The 16,537-nt window shown below is 72.0% G+C and carries 15 protein-coding genes; 6 read left to right on the top strand and 9 right to left on the bottom strand.

The window, feature by feature from the left end; genetic code table 11:
* Positions 1-51: 51 nt before the first annotated feature.
* The gene (locus L3i22_RS32775) at positions 52-453 is read right to left on the bottom strand and encodes a BlaI/MecI/CopY family transcriptional regulator (RefSeq protein WP_221321350.1); all 402 of its coding nucleotides are present in this window, start codon (positions 451-453) and stop codon (positions 52-54) included.
* A 32-nt stretch (positions 454-485) separates the two neighbouring features.
* Here L3i22_RS32775 and L3i22_RS32780 point away from each other — a divergent pair, with 32 nt between their 5' ends.
* Complete coding sequence (locus tag L3i22_RS32780) at positions 486-1,397, top strand: M56 family metallopeptidase (protein WP_221321351.1); 912 nt, start codon at positions 486-488, stop codon at positions 1,395-1,397.
* Positions 1,398-1,424: 27 nt separating this feature from the next.
* Here the strand turns inward: L3i22_RS32780 and L3i22_RS32785 are convergent, their stop codons facing one another.
* Complete coding sequence (locus tag L3i22_RS32785; RefSeq protein WP_221321352.1) at positions 1,425-1,943, bottom strand: PadR family transcriptional regulator; 519 nt, start codon at positions 1,941-1,943, stop codon at positions 1,425-1,427.
* A 109-nt stretch (positions 1,944-2,052) separates the two neighbouring features.
* Here L3i22_RS32785 and L3i22_RS32790 point away from each other — a divergent pair, with 109 nt between their 5' ends.
* Positions 2,053-3,666 (top strand): methyl-accepting chemotaxis protein, encoded by a 1,614-nt coding sequence (locus tag L3i22_RS32790; RefSeq protein ID WP_221321353.1) that lies wholly within the window; start codon positions 2,053-2,055, stop codon positions 3,664-3,666.
* A gap of 83 nt (positions 3,667-3,749) precedes the next feature.
* Here the strand turns inward: L3i22_RS32790 and L3i22_RS32795 are convergent, their stop codons facing one another.
* From L3i22_RS32795 to L3i22_RS32810, 4 genes are read right to left on the bottom strand one after another with little or no spacing between them, the layout of a single operon-like run.
* Complete coding sequence (locus L3i22_RS32795; RefSeq protein WP_255657350.1) at positions 3,750-5,441, bottom strand: amylo-alpha-1,6-glucosidase; 1,692 nt, start codon at positions 5,439-5,441, stop codon at positions 3,750-3,752.
* Between the two features lie 30 nt (positions 5,442-5,471).
* Complete coding sequence (locus tag L3i22_RS32800; RefSeq protein ID WP_221321355.1) at positions 5,472-6,281, bottom strand: carbohydrate ABC transporter permease; 810 nt, start codon at positions 6,279-6,281, stop codon at positions 5,472-5,474.
* The gene (locus L3i22_RS32805) at positions 6,278-7,192 is read right to left on the bottom strand and encodes a carbohydrate ABC transporter permease (protein WP_221321356.1); all 915 of its coding nucleotides are present in this window, start codon (positions 7,190-7,192) and stop codon (positions 6,278-6,280) included. Before L3i22_RS32805 ends, L3i22_RS32800 begins: the two co-directional genes overlap by 4 nt.
* On the bottom strand, positions 7,189-8,442 hold the full coding sequence (locus tag L3i22_RS32810) for an extracellular solute-binding protein (RefSeq protein ID WP_221321357.1): 1,254 nt from the start codon (positions 8,440-8,442) through the stop codon (positions 7,189-7,191). The genes L3i22_RS32805 and L3i22_RS32810 overlap by 4 nt, the downstream gene beginning before the upstream one ends.
* 225 nt (positions 8,443-8,667) lie before the next feature.
* On the opposite strand from L3i22_RS32810, the gene L3i22_RS32815 reads away from it, so the two are divergent.
* The 4 genes from L3i22_RS32815 (at position 8,668) to L3i22_RS32830 (ending at position 13,876) form a co-directional block, all read left to right on the top strand.
* The gene (locus tag L3i22_RS32815) at positions 8,668-9,684 is read left to right on the top strand and encodes a LacI family DNA-binding transcriptional regulator (RefSeq protein WP_221321358.1); all 1,017 of its coding nucleotides are present in this window, start codon (positions 8,668-8,670) and stop codon (positions 9,682-9,684) included.
* Between the two features lie 896 nt (positions 9,685-10,580).
* Positions 10,581-11,975 carry a CBM35 domain-containing protein gene (locus L3i22_RS32820; RefSeq protein ID WP_221321359.1) on the top strand — a complete coding sequence of 465 codons (1,395 nt, stop codon included), beginning with the start codon at positions 10,581-10,583 and terminating at the stop codon, positions 11,973-11,975.
* 111 nt (positions 11,976-12,086) lie between these two features.
* Positions 12,087-12,998 carry an ABC transporter ATP-binding protein gene (locus L3i22_RS32825; protein ID WP_221321360.1) on the top strand — a complete coding sequence of 304 codons (912 nt, stop codon included), beginning with the start codon at positions 12,087-12,089 and terminating at the stop codon, positions 12,996-12,998.
* Complete coding sequence (locus tag L3i22_RS32830; RefSeq protein WP_221321361.1) at positions 12,995-13,876, top strand: ABC transporter permease subunit; 882 nt, start codon at positions 12,995-12,997, stop codon at positions 13,874-13,876. Before L3i22_RS32825 ends, L3i22_RS32830 begins: the two co-directional genes overlap by 4 nt.
* Positions 13,877-13,942: 66 nt before the next feature.
* Here the strand turns inward: L3i22_RS32830 and L3i22_RS32835 are convergent, their stop codons facing one another.
* The 3 genes from L3i22_RS32835 to L3i22_RS32845 form a co-directional block, all read right to left on the bottom strand.
* Entirely contained in the window at positions 13,943-14,140 is a 198-nt protein-coding gene (locus tag L3i22_RS32835; protein WP_221321362.1) for a hypothetical protein, read from the bottom strand.
* A 268-nt stretch (positions 14,141-14,408) separates the two neighbouring features.
* A complete protein-coding gene (locus L3i22_RS32840; RefSeq protein WP_221321363.1) occupies positions 14,409-15,680 on the bottom strand; it encodes a hypothetical protein in 1,272 nt (423 codons plus the stop codon).
* Between the two features lie 58 nt (positions 15,681-15,738).
* Positions 15,739-16,530 (bottom strand): hypothetical protein, encoded by a 792-nt coding sequence (locus L3i22_RS32845; protein ID WP_221321364.1) that lies wholly within the window; start codon positions 16,528-16,530, stop codon positions 15,739-15,741.
* Between the last annotated feature and the right edge of the window lie 7 nt (positions 16,531-16,537).

Consider the following 16,537-nt stretch of genomic DNA (forward strand, 5'->3'; position numbering starts at 1 on the left):
CTACATGCTTGTAGATGTCAACCGACACCGATGCCGGCGCAATGGCGCCGATCAGTCCGCGGATTCCTCGTTCAGCAGGCCGCGCAGTATCCGCTCGTCGTCGGGAGCGAGCGTGCTGATGAACCGGCGCAGCACCGACGCGCGGTCGGGCTGGCTGGTCAGCATGCGGTTCATCCGGTCGGCGACCAGACCGGCCGAGTCGCTGAACGCGCCGTACCGGAACGATCGGCCCTGCCGGTACCGCGCCACCAGGTTCTTCTCGAACAGCCGGGTGAGCACCGTCACCACCGTGCTGTACGACAGGCCGGCCGCCGGGCCCAGGGCGTCGCGGACCTCGTTGGGACTCATCAGATCGGACGATGCACTCAGGATGTTGATCACCTGAGCCTCGAGCTCGCCCGGACGCCTGCGCCCCGGACCACCCGGGCCCGTCGCGGAGTCCGTCCTGATCATCGCGTCACTCTACCCGCCCCGGAGGGATCCCCGTGTTCGACCATTTCCTCGTCTCCGTCGTCATCATCCCCCCGCTGCTGGTGCTCGCCGTCCGGCTGATCGCCGACCGGCTGACCCCGCAGACCGCCGCGGTCGCGGTGACCTGGTCGGCCGCCGGTGCCGCGTTGGCCGGCCTGCTCAACGTGCTGGTGTTCGCGCTCAAGGCGGTGGCCGAGATCCCGGCCGTGGGCCTGCTGTTCGGCTGGTCCGCGCGGATCGTGCGGGCCGACACCGGGCACGTGCCGTGGGTGTCCTGGCTCAGCGTGGCCCTGCTGGCGGCGATCGGCGTGCGGGTCATCGTGGTCCACCGCCGGCAGCACCGGCTGCTCGCGCTGGCCGGGATCGGCGCCGCGCCGGCCGGGCACGTGCAGGTCGTCCCGGACGACGTGCCGCGCGCCTTCGCGGTCCCCGGCGACCCGGGACACGTGGTGGTCACCACCGGCATGCGCGAGCTGCTCTCCCCCGAGCAGTTCGAGGCGCTGCTCGCCCACGAGCACGCGCACCTGGCCGCCCGGCACCACCGTCTCATCCAGCTCAGTGAGCTGGCCGCGGCCGCGCACCCGGCACTGTGGTGGGTCGCCCGGCACGTCGACTACCTGGTCGAACGAGCCGCCGACGAGTACGCCGCGACCCGGATCGGCTGCCGGCGGACGCTGGCCCGGGCGATCGGCACCGCGGCGCTGGCTGCGTCCGCCGCATCACCGGCCGGGCCCGGGCTGCACGCCGCGTCGCCGGGCGGGGTGGTGCCGCGCCGGGTGGCCCGGCTGCTGAAACCCCGCGCCGGGCGGGGCGCCGCGATCCTCTACCTGGCGCCGATCGGGCTGGCGGTGTTCTCGCTGGCCTGGACCGCGGAGGCGGCCTACGACCTGGGCGAGCTGATCCACGCCGCCTGGGACCGGCCCTGATCCGGGCGCGCTCCGGGCGTGCTCCGGTCAGGCCGCGGCGTCGCGCTCGCGTGGTTGCGCCGCCAGGTCGTGCAACCAGACGACCAACGACGTGCTCACCGCGTCGTCGAACTTCGCCCGCGCCCGCAGCGGCGACATCACCCGCACCGCCGGCAGGCCGCTGACGTCGCGGCGCTGCGCCGCCACCACCGCCAGGCACGCGGCGACGACCGCGTCGAACGTCTCCCGGTCGGTCGCCGTCATCGCCAGCAGCACCCGGGCCACCAGGTCGGCGCCGCCGGCGTTGCCGGGGACGTCGACGATCCACGCCCGCTGCCGCCGGCGGCCCGCCTCGGTCAGCGCGTAGACCCGCTGCTTGCCCGACCGCACCGGGGCGAGCCGCACGTTGCCCAGCCGCTCCTGCCGGGCCAGCGCCTGCATCACCCGGGTGACGTCCACGGCCTCCTGCGGGCCGAACGTCTGCCCGTGCCGTTGCTGCAGTTCGTACGGCGTACCGAACCGATCGGCCAGGAACACCAGCAGGATCTCCCCGAGGGTCGCCGCCATGATGATGCTGCTCCTCCCCGGATCAGCCCAACATCTACACGCTGTAGAAGTTAACATGAGGCCCGACCGGATCATGGGCCGCAGGCACGCGAAACAACCAGGGTGATCGATGAATGTCGTGACGGCATGGCTGGCCGACCGGTCGATGCGGACGAAGGTCCTCGCGCCCGTGCTGATCGCGGCCCTCGGCCTCGGCGCGGTCGCCTGGTACGCGACGACCGCGCTCAGCACCGCCGGCCAGCGCACCCGGGCGATGTACGCGAACACCGCCCGGCCGCTGGCCGACCTGGCCGCCCTCCGCGACGCCCAGGGTGACCTGCGGGTCGGGGTCCGCAACGCCATCCTGTTCGACCCGGGCCCGGCCCAGGAGGAGGCGATCGCCGGCTTCCAGGACACCGACACCGCGCTCGACGCCGCCCTGGCCGCGTTCGTCACGGACAGCGGCAGCCTCGACGCGCAGCGCGCCGACCTGGTCACCCAGGCCCGCGCGGGCATCGCCAGCTGGCGCGGCGCCCGCGACGACCAGCTGGTCCCGCTGGTCCGGGCGGGCAAGGCGGCCACCGCGGAGGCGCTGCTCACCGACGCCGGGGCGCTGGGCAAGGCCAACGCGACGTTCGGCGGGGCGCTGGACACGCTGCTCACCGCCGAGACGGACGCCGCCGCCCGGGTCGCCTCCGCCGCCGACGCGGCCCAGCGCCGGGCCGGCGTGATCCTGGTCGTGGTCGCCCTGATCTGCGTCCTGCTCGCCATCGTGATCGGCGTGCTGGTGGCCCGGATGGTGGTCCTCCCGCTGCGCCGCGTCCATCACGTCCTGGACCAGCTGGCCAGCGGGGACCTGACCGGGGATCCGCAGGTCAGCTCGCGCGACGAGGTCGGCCGGATGGCCTCGGCGCTGCTGGCCGCCGGGGCGTCGCTGCGCCGGACGGTCGGCACCGTGATCGACTCCGCCCGGACCCTGGACGACGCCGCGGACCGGCTGCAGGACAGCAGCACCCAGATCACCCGGCGGGTCGCCGACTCGGCCGACCGGGCGGCCCAGGTCGCCGACGCCGCCGGCACCGCGTCGAACAGCATCAACACGGTCACCGCGGGCGCCACCGAGATGACCTCGGCGATCGCCGAGATCGCCGAGCGGGCGGCCCGGGCCGCCGCGGTCGCCAGCGGCGCCGTGCAGGTGGTCACCAGCACCACCGCCACGGTGTCCGACCTCGGCCGCACGTCGGCCGACATCGAGCAGGTCCTGAAGGTCATCACGACGATCGCGGAGCAGACCAACCTGCTCGCGCTGAACGCCACCATCGAGGCGGCCCGGGCCGGCGAGACCGGCAAGGGCTTCGCGGTGGTCGCCGGCGAGGTCAAGGAGCTGGCCCAGCAGACCGCCGCGGCCACCGAGGACATCGCCCGGCGGATCACCGCCATCCAGGCCACCAGCCGCGAGGCGATCGGCGCGATCGCGCAGATCGGCGAGGTGATCGCCGAGATCAACGATCACCAGGGGGCGATCGCGGCCGCCGTCGAGGAGCAGACCGCGACCACCGGGGAGATGCGCCGCAACGTCACCGACGCGGCCGCCGCGAGCACGCAGATCGCCTCCACGGTGACCGAGGTGGCCCGGGCCGCGCGGGCCGCGGAGGCCGAGGCCGAGCAGTCCCAGCAGGTCATCGCGACGGTCGCGACGATGGCCCGGGACCTGCGCCGGACCATCGACCACTTCCAGCACTGAGCCGCTCCGCGGCCACCCGTCCGGCCGCGGCCTATCCGTTCGACCCGCGGCCGCGGCCTATCCGTTCGACCCGCGGCCGCGGCCTATCCGTTCGGGCGGCTGGCCGCGGCGAGCAGCAGGTAGCTGCTCGCGGTCCAGGTGTAGGCGCGGTCCCGCAGGCCGGCGCCGGTCTCGGCGTCGAAGTTCTCCGCGAAGCCGGACTTCTCGCACAGCGCCCGGAACCGCCGGCTGATGCGGTCGGCGAGCTCGACGTGGCCGGAGCGGCGCAGCCCGTCCTCGATCAGCACGGTGGCCGGCGCCCAGATCGGGCCGCGCCAGTAGCCGTCGGCGGCGTAGCCGGGTGAGTCGACCGGCTCGGTGGCCAGGCCGTGCTCGGTGAGATGGCCGGCGATCCGGGCGGCCAGCTGCGCGCTGATCTCCGGGGGCAGGTCGGCGCCGAGCACGATCGGCATCAGGTCGAGCAGGCTGCGGCTCTCGTGCGGGCGCCCGGTGGCCGCGGAGCGGGCCACGAACCGGCCGTCCTGCCAGAGTTCGCCGAGCAGGGCCGCGCGCATGGCGCCGGCGCCGTCCCGCCACTGCCGGGCCTCGTCCGGGCGGCCGAGCTCGGCGGCGAGGGCGCTCAGCTCGCGCAGTTGCAGGACCAGGAAGGCGGCGAGGTCACCGGTCTCCAGGACGCGGTCGCCGTCGAAGGTGGTGGCGTTGTCCCAGCCGCTGTCGTTGCCGTGCTGGTAGTGGGCGAGCCGGTGGCCGGGCACCCGCCGGTGGTCGAGCCAGAACCGGGTCCAGGCGGACAATCGGCCGTACCCCTCAAGCAGTTGATCTTGGTTTAGCGGTAGCTGTTCGCGCAGCCGGCGCAGCGCCCAGCCGTGGATCGGCGGCTTGACGAAGTTGTGGAGCACCTCGGAGTGGGTGACCGAGTCGGGCAGTGCGCCGGCCGGGTCCTGGTGGTCGAAGGGCAGCTGGAACTGGTCCCAGGCCAGCTCCGGTTCGCCGCCGGCCAGGGCCAGGGCGTTGAAGCAGTGGTCCCAGCTCCAGATCTTGTCCATCCAGTGCTTGGACATCAGCACGCCGGGGCGGGCCAGGAAGCCGGCCGGGCGGACGGTGGCCGACCAGAGCACGTAGGCGGCGAGCTCGGCGGCCGGTGTGGTGTCGTCGCGCCACGGCGCCACGGCGTCGGCGAAGGCCTGGAACCGGCGTGCGACCGCACCGACCGTGTCGTCGAAGGAGGTGGAGATGACGTACGGCGGGCGCGCGGTCTCGTACTCCTCGATCGCGATCTCCCAGACGCCGCCGGCCGGCAGGGTGAGATGGCGGTCGGCGGCGCCGAGCGCGCCCACGCCGGCGACCTCGGCGGGGGTCCCGGTGAGCACGGTGATCCGGTAGCGGCGGCCGGTCTCGTAGGAGGTGAGCACGTACGCGCCGTCGACCGGGTCGTGCAGCAGGTAGCTGCCGGTGAACGGGGTGAGCCGGCTTGCGGCGACCTCGACGCGCAGGCCGAGGCCGGTGCCGCGGACCCGGACGGTGCCGGCGTCCTGATACGCCAGCGCGATCCGCCCGTCGTCGTCGGCGTCCCAGGTCAGCACGGCCGGCGTGGCGGTGACCCGGGTCTCGGCGCGCCGGCCCCCGGACAGCGGGACGAACCGCAGCACCGGGTGCATGCCGGTCTGGTGGGAGACCAGGTGCAGGTCGTCGGCGTAGGTCTTCTCGGCGACGACCGGGGAGATGTCGAACCACGATCCGCGGTAGGAGAACGGAATGTCGTGGATGGAGAACACGGTGCCTGCCTTCATGGGTACGGGGCCGGGTCAGTCCTTGACCGCGCCGGCGGTGACCCCGGCCGCGACGTACCGCTGAGCGATGATCAGCAGGAGCGCGGCGGGGATGGAGGCGATCACGGCGGTGGCCATGATGGCGTTCCACTGCTGGTTGTTGTTGCCGATGTAGTGGTAGATGCCGAGGGTGACCGGTTGGTGGGCGCCACCGCCGTCGAGGGTGCTGGCGAAGACGAAGTCGGACCAGGCCCAGAGGAAGGCGAACAGCGAGACCGTGACGATCGCGTTGCGGGAGACCGGCAGGATCACCGAGACGAAGGTGCGCCACCGGGAGGCGCCGTCGATCAGGGCGGCCTCGCCGAGCTCGGCCGGGATGCCGGCCATGAACGCCGTGAAGATCAGTACGCCGAACGGGACCGCGATGGTCGAGTCCGCGACGATCAGGCCGGGCAGGGTGTTGAGCAGGCCGGCCTTGAGGTAGATGGCGTAGAAACCCATCGCCATGATGATGCCGGGGATCATCTGCGCGATCAGCAGAACGAAGCTGATCGCGGTCCCGCCCCGGGGCCGCAGCTTGGCCAGGGCGTACCCGGCGGGCGCGGCGAGCACGACGGTGAGCAGCACCGTGCCGGCCCCGATGAGCAGGCTCGTCCCGAGGTACGGCAGTTGCTGGTGCAACACGGCCCGGTAGCCGTCGAGCGTCCCGTGGACCGGGAACAGGTAGGGCGGGTCGTGGCGCATGTCGGTGTCCCGGGTGAAGGACACGTTGATCATCCAGTAGAGCGGGAACAGCATCACCGCGGTGAGCAGGATGCCGATCGTGGTCTTGAGCGGGCGGGTCATGCCGCCTCCTGCCGGCGTTGCACGCGGATGTAGATCAGGCCGAAGACCAGGGCCAGGACGATGAGCAGGTTGCCGACCGCGGCGCCGGGCCCGAACCGGGGCAGCAGGTTGCCGAAGCCGAGCCGGTAGGACCAGGTGGCCAGAGTGGTGGACGAGTCGACCGGGCCGCCCTTGGTCATGATCCAGATGATGTCGAAGACCTTGAGCGTGTAGACCAGCCCGAGCAGCACGGTGATCGCCGAGACCGGACGCAGCAGGGGAAACGTGACCCGCCAGAACCGCTGCCAGCCGTTCGCGCCGTCGAGCGCGGCGGCCTCGTCGATCGTGGCCGGGATGGCCTGCAGCCCGCTGTAGAGCACCACCAGGTTGAACGGGATGCCGATCCAGACGTTGGCGATGATCACCGAGACCAGCGACCAGTTCGGCGAGGTGAGCCAGTGCACCTGGTCGGCACCGGCCAGCCCGAGCGCCCAGTTCACCACGCCGGAGTCGCTGTTGAGCATCCAGGACCAGGTCGAGGCCGAGACGATCAAGGGCAGGAGCCACGGTACGAGAAACAACGCCCGCAGCGTCGACGAGAGCGGGAAGTGCTGGACGAAGAAGACCGCCAGGGCCATCCCGATGGCGAACTGGAACACGATCGACACGACCGTGAACACCAGCGTGTGGGTCAGCGCCGGCCAGAACGTGGGGTCGGCGACGACCCGCGTGTAGTTGTCCAGGCCGATGAACGGGGCGTCGCCCCGCACGAACGAGCGCACCGTGTAGTCGCGCAGGCTCAGGTCGAGGTTGCGGTAGAGGGGGTAGGCGTAGAACGCCACCAGGTAGACGACGACCGGGGCGACGAATGCCCAGGCCGCCGCCCGTCCGGAGAACCGGCGGCGGCCCGGGGCGGAATTCGATCGGGTCACTTGGCGGCGGCCGCGGTCTGCTGGGCGGCGTGGAGGGCGTCCTGCGGGGACTTCGATCCGCTGAGCGCCGCCTGCACGGCCCCCCACAGCGGTTCGGAGATCTTCGGGTACCGGGTGCCGAGGTTGTCGCCGGTGCGGCCCTTCGCCGCCTTTACCGCGTCGACCCAGACCGTGAGCTCGGGGTTCGCGGTGATCTGCTGCTGCTGGACGGCGTCGGTGGGCGCGACGTACGACAGGGTGGTGTCGGTGGCGAGCAGGTTGTCGCTGCCGGTCAGGCAGGTCACGATCTTCGCCGAGGTGGCGTAGCGGCCGGTCGCGGACTGGACCGGGACGGTGACGAACTCGCCGCCGGTCGGCGCGGGCGCGGTGGCGCCGGTGCCGGCCGGGATCGCGAGAACGCCGTACGCGAAGCCGGTTTTCTTGGCATTTGCCAGTTGCCAGGTGCCGTTCTCGGCGAAGGCGTAGTCGCCGGTCGCGAACTCCTGCCAGCTGGTGGTCTGGGTGTTGTTGAGGACCGAGTTGGGCGCGTAGCCGTCCTTGAGCCAGCCGGTCCACAGCTGCAACGCGGCGACGGCCTGGGCCGAGTCGAGCTGGGTCAGGTTCGCGCCGGAGCCCCAGTACCAGGGCAGGAACTGGAACGAGCCCTCCTCGGTGCCGATCGCCGAGAACGTGATGCCCTTCCTACCGGCCGCCTTGACCCGGCCGAGGGCCGCGGTCAGCGACGCCCAGTCCTTGATCGAGGCCGGGTCGACCTTCGCCGCGTCCAGCACCTTCTTGTTGTAGTACAGCGCCAGGGTGTTGGCGCCGATCGGCACGCCGTAGGTCTTGCCGCCGCTCTGGCCCGCGCCGAGCAGGTTGGGCAGCATCGCCGAGGTGTCGATCCTCGTGTCGTCGGTGGTGGCCAGCGAGCCCGCCTCGGCGAGCGTGGAGACCACCGGGTTGTCGACGACCAGCACGTCCGGCGAGTTGTTCTGCTGGGCGGCCAGCAGCGCCTTGCTGGTCAGGTCCGAGGTGTCGTAGCCGGTGCGCTTGACCGTCACGCCGGCGTCGGCGCCACACTTGGTCAGCAACTTCACCCAGGCCGAACCGTCGTCGAACTGCGGGTACGGGTCCCAGATCTGGTAGGTGCCGCCCGCGGTGTCCCCGGCGGGTGCCGAGCCGGTGGAACCGGACGAGCAGGCGGCCAAGGTGGTCAGCGCGACGGCCGCCGCGATGACCGCGACCTGCCTTCCCCGGCGGATGTTCTTCATGGCGTGGTTCCCCTTCGCTCTGGGGTTTCGAACCGATTCGACGAATCGGTTCGACGGGACAGTAGGACGCGGCGCTTTGCCCGGTCAAGCGTTTGAGCAACATCGTCCTTACCTGAGCGTCACGGTATTGACATCTTTCAGCGAACCGTTCACCGTTGCTAGCGAATCGGTTCGACGCCGAGGTCCGGCGGCGCGACCGGGCATGATGATCGCGGAGGTGGACGGATGAACATCGGCGAGATCGCCCGCCGGGCCGGGGTGTCCCGCAGCACCGTTTCGTACGCGCTCAGCGGCAAACGGTCGGTCACCGAGGAGACCAAGCGGCGCATCCAGGCCGTGATCGACGAGCTCGGCTACCGGCCGAACGCCGCCGCCCGCGCGCTCAAGGAGGGCCGCACCCGCACCATCGGGCTGGTCATCCCGCCGGCCAGCCTCCGCCTGACCGACATGCAGCTCGGCTTCGTGGCAAGCGTCGTCGACGCGGCCGCCCGGGCCGACCTCGACGTGCTGCTCTCCCCGTCCGGCGGCGACCACGACCGGTCGTTCGAACGGATGCTGTCCGGGCGCCGCGTCGACGGCGTCATCCTGATGGAGATCCGCCTGGAGGACGAGCGGGTCGCCCGGCTGGGCCAGGCCGGCCTGCCGTTCGTCACCATCGGGCACACCGCCCACCCGCACGGCACCTGCTGGGTCGACGTCGACTACGCCACCCTCGTGGCCCGCTGCGTGCACCACCTCGCCGACCTCGGCCACCGCCGGGTCGCCCTGATCAACCGCTCCCCCGAGCTGTTCGCCGCCGGCTACGGCCCCGCACACCGGGCCCTGGCCGGCTTCACCGAGGCCGCCACCCAGCGCGGGCTCACCGGTCTGCCGCTGACCTGCGGCGACGACGCCCGCGCGGGCGAGAGCTGCGTCGAGCGGCTCCGCGAGGAGCACCCCGAGATCACCGCCGCCGTCACCCTCAACGAGGCCGCCCTGCCCGGCATCCAGCGCGCCTTCGAACGCGCCGGCCTGGTCATCCCGCGCGACTTCTCGCTGGCCGGGGTCGCCGCCCAGCACTGGGCCGAGGACTTCCGGCCCCCGCTCACCGCCGCCGACGTACCGGCCCTGGAGATGGGCGCGAACGCGCTCGAGCTGCTCCTGGAACGCATCGCCGCCCCGGACACCCCGGCCCGGCACCTGCTGCTCACCCCGCCGATCTCGCTGCGCGCCAGCACCGGCCCGGTTCCCGCGGCCGGCTGACCGAACCGCTCCTCCCCAGCACACCGCCCGCGGTGTGCCGATGACCCCTGCCCGCGGCCCACCCCCGCACGCCCGCTCCCCGGCGTGCCGATGACCCCTGCCCGCGTCCGCTACCCGGGCAGGTCCGCCTCCGCACCGAACCGAAAGGTGATCCCCGATGAGAATCAGATCGAGACTCGGCCGGTATGCCGCGGTCCTCGCCCTCGCCACCCCACTGCTCGCCGCGCCCACCGGCCCCGCCAGCGCCGCCGCCGACGTGAAGGCGTTCAGCGTCGACCTGGCCGCCACCACCGGACCGGCCACCGGGGTCGGCCAAGGCCTGCTCTACGGCCTCACCGAGGACGGCAGCCAGCCCGACGACCAGTACCTCCGGCCGCTGCACATCAACGCGTTCCGCGGCGGCGGCTGGTTCTCCGGCGGCTGGATCAAGGACGGCTACCGGTACGGCGACGCCACCCGCGCCGACATCGACTCGATCGTCGCGCAGGCCAAGCGGCTGCGGGCCGCCTCCGACCGGCCGGTGCACTACCAGGTGCTGCTCAGCGACCTCTACGGCGCGAACGGCGGCCAGCCCGGCGACACCGTCTGGCCGTGCGCCGGCGGGGACTGCTCGAACTACGTCACGTTCCTGGACACCACGATCGGCGCGCTCGAAGCCTCCGGTGTGGACTTCGCCTACGACATCTGGAACGAGCCCGAGTTCGGCTTCTTCTGGGGCCCGGGCGTCAACACCACCCAGTACTTCCAGATGTGGGACACCGCCCACCGCGAACTGCGCCGTCTCGCCCCCCACGGCCACCGTCGCCGGCCCGTCGTTCGCCTACACCCCGCAGCGCATCCCCGAGGAGTGGACCACCTGGCTCGCCCACGTCAAGGCGGCCGGCACCGTGCCCGACGTGATCAGCAACCACCTCGAGGGCGACGTCGACGACCCGGTCGACGTCGGGCAGGCGATCGACGCCGACCTCACCGCGGCCGGACTGCCCCGGCTGCCGCTGTCGGCCAACGAGTACCAGCCGGCCGACCGGCAGACCGCCGGCGTCACCGCCTGGTACCTCGCCCGCTTCGCCCAGTCGCGCTACTCCACGGCGATGCGCGGCAACTGGCAGTGCTGCATGATCCCCAACCTCACCGGCCTCCTCAGCCAGACCGCCAGCGGCTGGGCCCCGAACGGCAACTGGTGGGCCATGCGCGCCTACGCCGACGCGACCGGCTCCCTGGTCCGGACCTCCGGCCAGGTCGGCACCAGCGCGATCACCGCCGCCAAGGACCGCGCCCACCAGCGCGCGGTCGCCGTCCTCGGGGACTCCGACGGCTGGACCGGCAGCGCCGCGGTCACCTTCACCGGGCTGGACTCCACCCCGTGGCTGCTGCGCGGCAACCAGGTGCGGGCCACCGTCTACCGCATCCCGGACCAGACGCCGCTCTACGCACCCCAGGTCGTCGCGACCCGGACCCTCACCGTCTCCGACGGCCGGGTCAGCGTGCCGCTCACGTTCCAGGACAGCCATGACGCGTTCGCCGTCTACCTGTCCTGGAGCGAGCCGCAGACCGTGACCGTGCGGGCCCCGGAGCAGCTCACCGCGGGCACCACGTACACCGTCCCGGTCACCCTCACCAACCGCAGCGGCGTCCTCGACCGCGACGTGAAGCTGGCCCTGACCGCCTCGGCCGGCGACCTGCTGACCGTCCGCTGCGCGGCGAACGGCGCCGCCACCTGTCCCACCCGGGCCGTACTGGCCCCGGGCGGCACGGCGACCGCCGTCTACCGGGTCACCGTCGAGTCCACGCTGCCGCAGGGCGGCTACCGGCTGACCGGAACCGCGACCGCCGCCCTGCCCACCGGGGCCCTCAGCACCAGCGACGCCGCCGACATCGTCGTGCCGTGCGGGCTCGGCTCGATCTGCGAGGCCGAGGCCGGCACCCTGGCCGGCGGCGCCTGCCCGGCCACCGACCACCCCGGATACACCGGCGCCGGCTTCGTCGCCTGCTTCACCTCGGCCGGCCCCAGCGCCACCCAGCAGATCGGCGCCCCGGCCGCCGGGACCTACACCCTCGACCTGCGCTACAGCGCCGGCCCGGACGGGCCGGCCGGCACCCGCACCGCCTCGGTCTCGGTCAACGGCACCGTCCAGCAGCAGATCGCCCTGCCGCTGACCGGCGACTGGAACACCTGGGCCGACGCCACCACCACGCTGCGGCTCGCCGCGGGAACCAACGCGATCACCGTCTCCTACGGGGCCGCCGACACCGGCTGGTTCAACCTCGACCACTTCGTGGTCACCGACTGATCCCGTCCGTCCCGGCCCGGCAACGGGCCGGGACGGCTCTTCAGGGATTCCTCAGGCCTCGATCGTCAACATTCTCGTCAGCATTTGCCCGCCGGACCGAGGAAGTTTGCGATGAATGACGGAAGAATCGTCGTCTCCGGGCTGACGAAGCAGTACAAGAGCCTGACCGCCGTCGACGACCTGTCGTTCACGGTCGAACCGGGACGGGTCACCGGATTCCTCGGCCCGAACGGCGCCGGCAAGACCACCACGCTGCGGATGCTGCTCGGGCTGGTGATGCCGACCGCCGGCACCGCCACCATCGGCGGGCAACGGTACGTCGACCTGCCCGAACCGGCCCGAGTGGTCGGCGCGGTCCTGGAGGCGTCGTCGGCGCACCGCGGGCGCACCGGCCGCAACCACCTGCGGGCCGGCTGCCTGACCAACGGGCTGCCGATGACCCGTACCGAAGAAGTTCTTGATCTGGTCGGCCTGATGCCGGCCGCGGACCGCAAGTTCAAGGGTTACTCGCTCGGCATGCGCCAGCGGCTCGGCATCGCCGCCGCCATGCTCGGCGATCCGAAGGTGCTGATCCTCGACGAGCCGGCCAACGGCCTCGACCCCGAGGGCATCCGCTGGATGCGTGAGCTGCTGCAACGGCTGGCCGCCGACGGCCGGACGGTGCTGGTCTCCAGCCACCTGCTCTCCGAGATGCAGGCGCTCGCCGACGACGTGGTGATCGTCGCCGCCGGGCAGCTCGTCCGGCAGGGCACGGTGACCGAGGTGCTCACCTCGATGGGCGGCGACGGCGTGGTCCAGGCCCGCACCCCGGAGCCGGAACGCCTGGCCACCGCCCTGCGCGCGATCGGCGCGACGGCCACCGCCGACGGGCCCGAACGGCTGCTGATCCTCGGCGTCACCCCCGCGCGGGTCGGCGAGACCGCGCTGGCCGCCGGCGTCGTCCTGCACCACCTCAGCGTCGACCAGCCGGATCTGGAAGACGTCTTCCTCGACCTCACCCACACGAAGGCGGCGATCCGATGACGCGCTTGATCCGCGCCGAGATCTTCAAACTGCGCACCACCAACATGTGGTGGCTCTTCGGGGTCGCCACCCTGATCAGCACCGCGGTCATGCTGACCGTCGACATGGTGGCCGCGCACTCGCTGCTCAAGCCGTTCGACCAGTACGTGAACACCGAGACGCACGGGCACGGCGGCACCATCCCGGCCGAGTTCCTCGCCCACCTGAAGTCCGACTGGGCGCTGGGCCACGACGTGGTCACCCAGGCGGCCACCATCTACACCGCCGGGCAGATGATCGGGGTGCTGCTGGCCTGCCTGCTCGGCATCGTCCTGATCACCAGCGAGTACCACGAGCAGACCGCGACCACCACGTTCCTGTGGACGCCGCACCGCAGCCGGGTGGTCGGCGGCAAGCTCGGCACCGCGGTCCTGATGGCCGGCCTGGCCTGGCTGATCTCCACGGTGCTCAGCGTGATCGCCGGCGCGGTGTTCCTGCACGGCGAGGGCTACGGCACGCAGCTCGGCCACTGGGGGGTGCTGCGGGCGATCCTGCTGAACCTGGCCGCGTACGCGATCTGGGCGGTCTTCGGGATCGGGTTCGGCGCGCTGATCCGCAACCAGCTCGGTGCGACCGTGTCGGCGACCGTGCTCTATCTGATCGGCACGACGGCCGGGGCGACGGTGTTCGAGCTGCTCAACACGTATGTTGTTCCGAAGGACTGGGTGTTGACGGCGCAGGTTGTCGTGCCGTCGATCGCGTCGGCTGTGATGATCTCGCCGACCAAGACGTTCGACCAGAGTCCGGCGCAGTGGGTCGGCGCGGCGGTCCTGATCGGGTACGGCATCGTCGCGGGCGTGGTCGGCACCGCGATCCTGCGCCGCCGCGACGTCGCCTGACCCGTTCCGACCTGTTCTGACCTGTTCTGATCTGTCCTGTCCTTCCGGCGAAACGGCCGGGGCGCGCTACGGCGTGTCCCGGCCGTTCTGTCGTCCGCCGCCCTTCCCACCCCGCACCACCAGGTCGCCGCCCTTCCCACCCCGCCACCACCCAGTGCGCATCAGGCCCAGCGCGCACCGCCCCGTCCACGTGTCGCCCGGCGAGCTCGCCGCCATGTGGGTGGTGGCACCGCCCGCCATCGAGCCCAGGATCAGCCGGCACACGGCCGAGATCCCCGGAGCCGAGCCGCACGATCCCGTCCCGGAGCCGGCCGCCCGACGCTCAACGGCCGGGCGCGGCGGCGCTCGCCGACGGCACGGGCGAGCTGATAGCGGCCGCCGGCCACAGCGGTCGCCGGTCACGCAGCGGCCGCCGACCACGGTCTGCGCAACGGCCCACACCCCACGGCACACGGAGAACGGCCCGTCCGCCCGGCATGGTGCCGGGCGGACGGGCCGCAGATGGTCCGCGGGTTGGCCGCAGACGGGCCGGTCAGAGGCCGTCGAACTGGTTCAGCGTCGCGATCAGGGCGGCCGTCGCGGCAGCGCAGTCCGCCTGGCTCGGGCTGCCGGCCCGCAGCGAGGTCAGCACCGTGTCGATCTCCCCGTCGAGCTGGTGCCACTTGCCGGCGTCGCGCGGCTTGAGGCCGGCCTCCGAGTCGTCCCAGGCGACCTCCAGGTCCTTGACCCGGGTCTTCGCCCCGGTCAGGTCGTTCTTTCCGACCTTGGCCTGAACGTCGGCGCCGATGGTCGCGAACTTCGTCAGGTTGCCCAGCGCCGTCGCCGGGTGCACCTGGCGGGTCACCGGTGCGACCGCGGCGGCACCGGAGCTCGCACCGGTGACCGGCGCGGCCTGATCGGCAACGGTCGCGGTGTCACTCGCCGGCGTCGACTGCAGGCTGCTGAAGCCGAACCCGAGCACCACCACCGCGGCGATCCCGGCGCCCGCCCAGGCGTAGTCGCCGCGGCGTCCGCCGAGCGGCCCGTCCCCCTTGAGCGCGACCCCGTGCCGGGCGGCGAGCACCTGCTCGCGGGTGACCAGCACCAGGATGACCGCGAAGAACAGCAGGCTGGTGGCGCTGGCGCCCAGGTTCAGCCCGCCGAAGTCCTTCGACTGGGTGAGCAGGTCACCGAGGGAGGCGCCGAGCGGACGGGTCAGCACGTAGGCGATCCAGAACGTCAGGACCAGGCTCGCGCCGGCCCGGCGGGCCAGGAAGGTCAGCAGGATCGCCCCGCCGAAGATCAGCACGCCGTTGCGGAAGCCCAGGCTCAGCGCCTCGGTGGCCAGGTCCCCGGCGGCGGTGCCGAGCGCGAACGTGGTCAGGATCGCCGCCCAGTAGAAGCCCTCGCGGCGCGGGGTGTCCACCGAGGTGATCGCGAGCGTGCCCTCCTGGCGGTACCAGACGGTGAAGACGATCGCGAGCACGACCGCGAACACCGAGGTGCTCACGTAGAGGCTGACGCCCAGGGTATCGGTGAAGAAGTCGGTGATCTGGGTGCCGACAATGCTCACCAGCACCACGCATGACCAGTAGATCCAGGGCGTGTACTTCGCGGTGCGGAATTGAATGACGAATGCGATGGCCAGCACGGTCAGCATCAGCCCGTCGGTCACCAGCGGGCCGAGTCCGACGTTCACCGACAGATAGTCGGCGAACGTCTCGCCGATGGTCGTGGACAGCACCTTGATGACCCAGAAGGTGGCGGTGATCGCCGGCACCTTGGTCAGCCAGGTGCGGGTCCGCACCGCGCTGGAAATCGACATCTGATTTTCTCCCGAGAATAGTGGGCGATTCGCGATGGGAATGTTTCCACCGAGGTCCTTAACGGCGGCTGAACCGGGATACCGACCTTTTCAGGGTTTCCTCAGGAATGGTCGCCAGAACGGCGACCAGCACGACGATGACCAGCGCCCAGCCGGCGGTGACCGGACCGGTCCCCCAGCCGAGGCCGCCGCGGGCGGTCGGCACGCCCATCCAGTCGGCGAACGAGGCGCCGAGCGGCCGGGTGATCACGTAGGCCGCCCAGAACGCGGCGATCGCGTTGAGCCGGCCCACCCGGAACAGCAGGGCCGGCACCGCGATCGCCACTCCGAAGACCAGCCCGGAGGCCAGGTAACCCCAGCCCAGGGTGGCCGCGGTCAGGTCGCCGACGGCGGTGCCCAGCGCGAACGTGACGAGCACGGTCGCCCAGTAGAACAGCTCCGGCCGCCCCCGTGTCACGGTGTGGATCGACAGCGTCCGCTCGGTGCGATACCAGACGCCGAGCACCAGGACCAGGGCAAAGGCGAAGAACAACACCGAGATGGCGTACGGGATCCCGAGCGCCACGTGCAGCACGTCCGCGGCCATCGTCCCGAAGATGCTGACCATCACCACCGCGATCCAGTACACGCCGGTCCGGTATCGATCGGAGCGCAGCTGCACGAGCAGCGCCCCGGCCAGCGCCAGCGCGGCGCCGGCCACCGCCACCGGCGGGTCGATGGTCCGCGCCAGGAAGTCCGAGGCGGTCTCGCCCATCCCGGTGGTCAGCACTTTGATCACCCAGAAGAGCGCGGTCACCTGGGGTACTTTCACGGCGAGCAGCGCCGGCCGGGTCTGTTCATGAACGGTCACGGCGGGA

Origin of the sequence: Actinoplanes sp. L3-i22 (assembly GCF_019704555.1) — a bacterium.
In the GTDB taxonomy this organism is placed as follows: domain Bacteria; phylum Actinomycetota; class Actinomycetes; order Mycobacteriales; family Micromonosporaceae; genus Actinoplanes.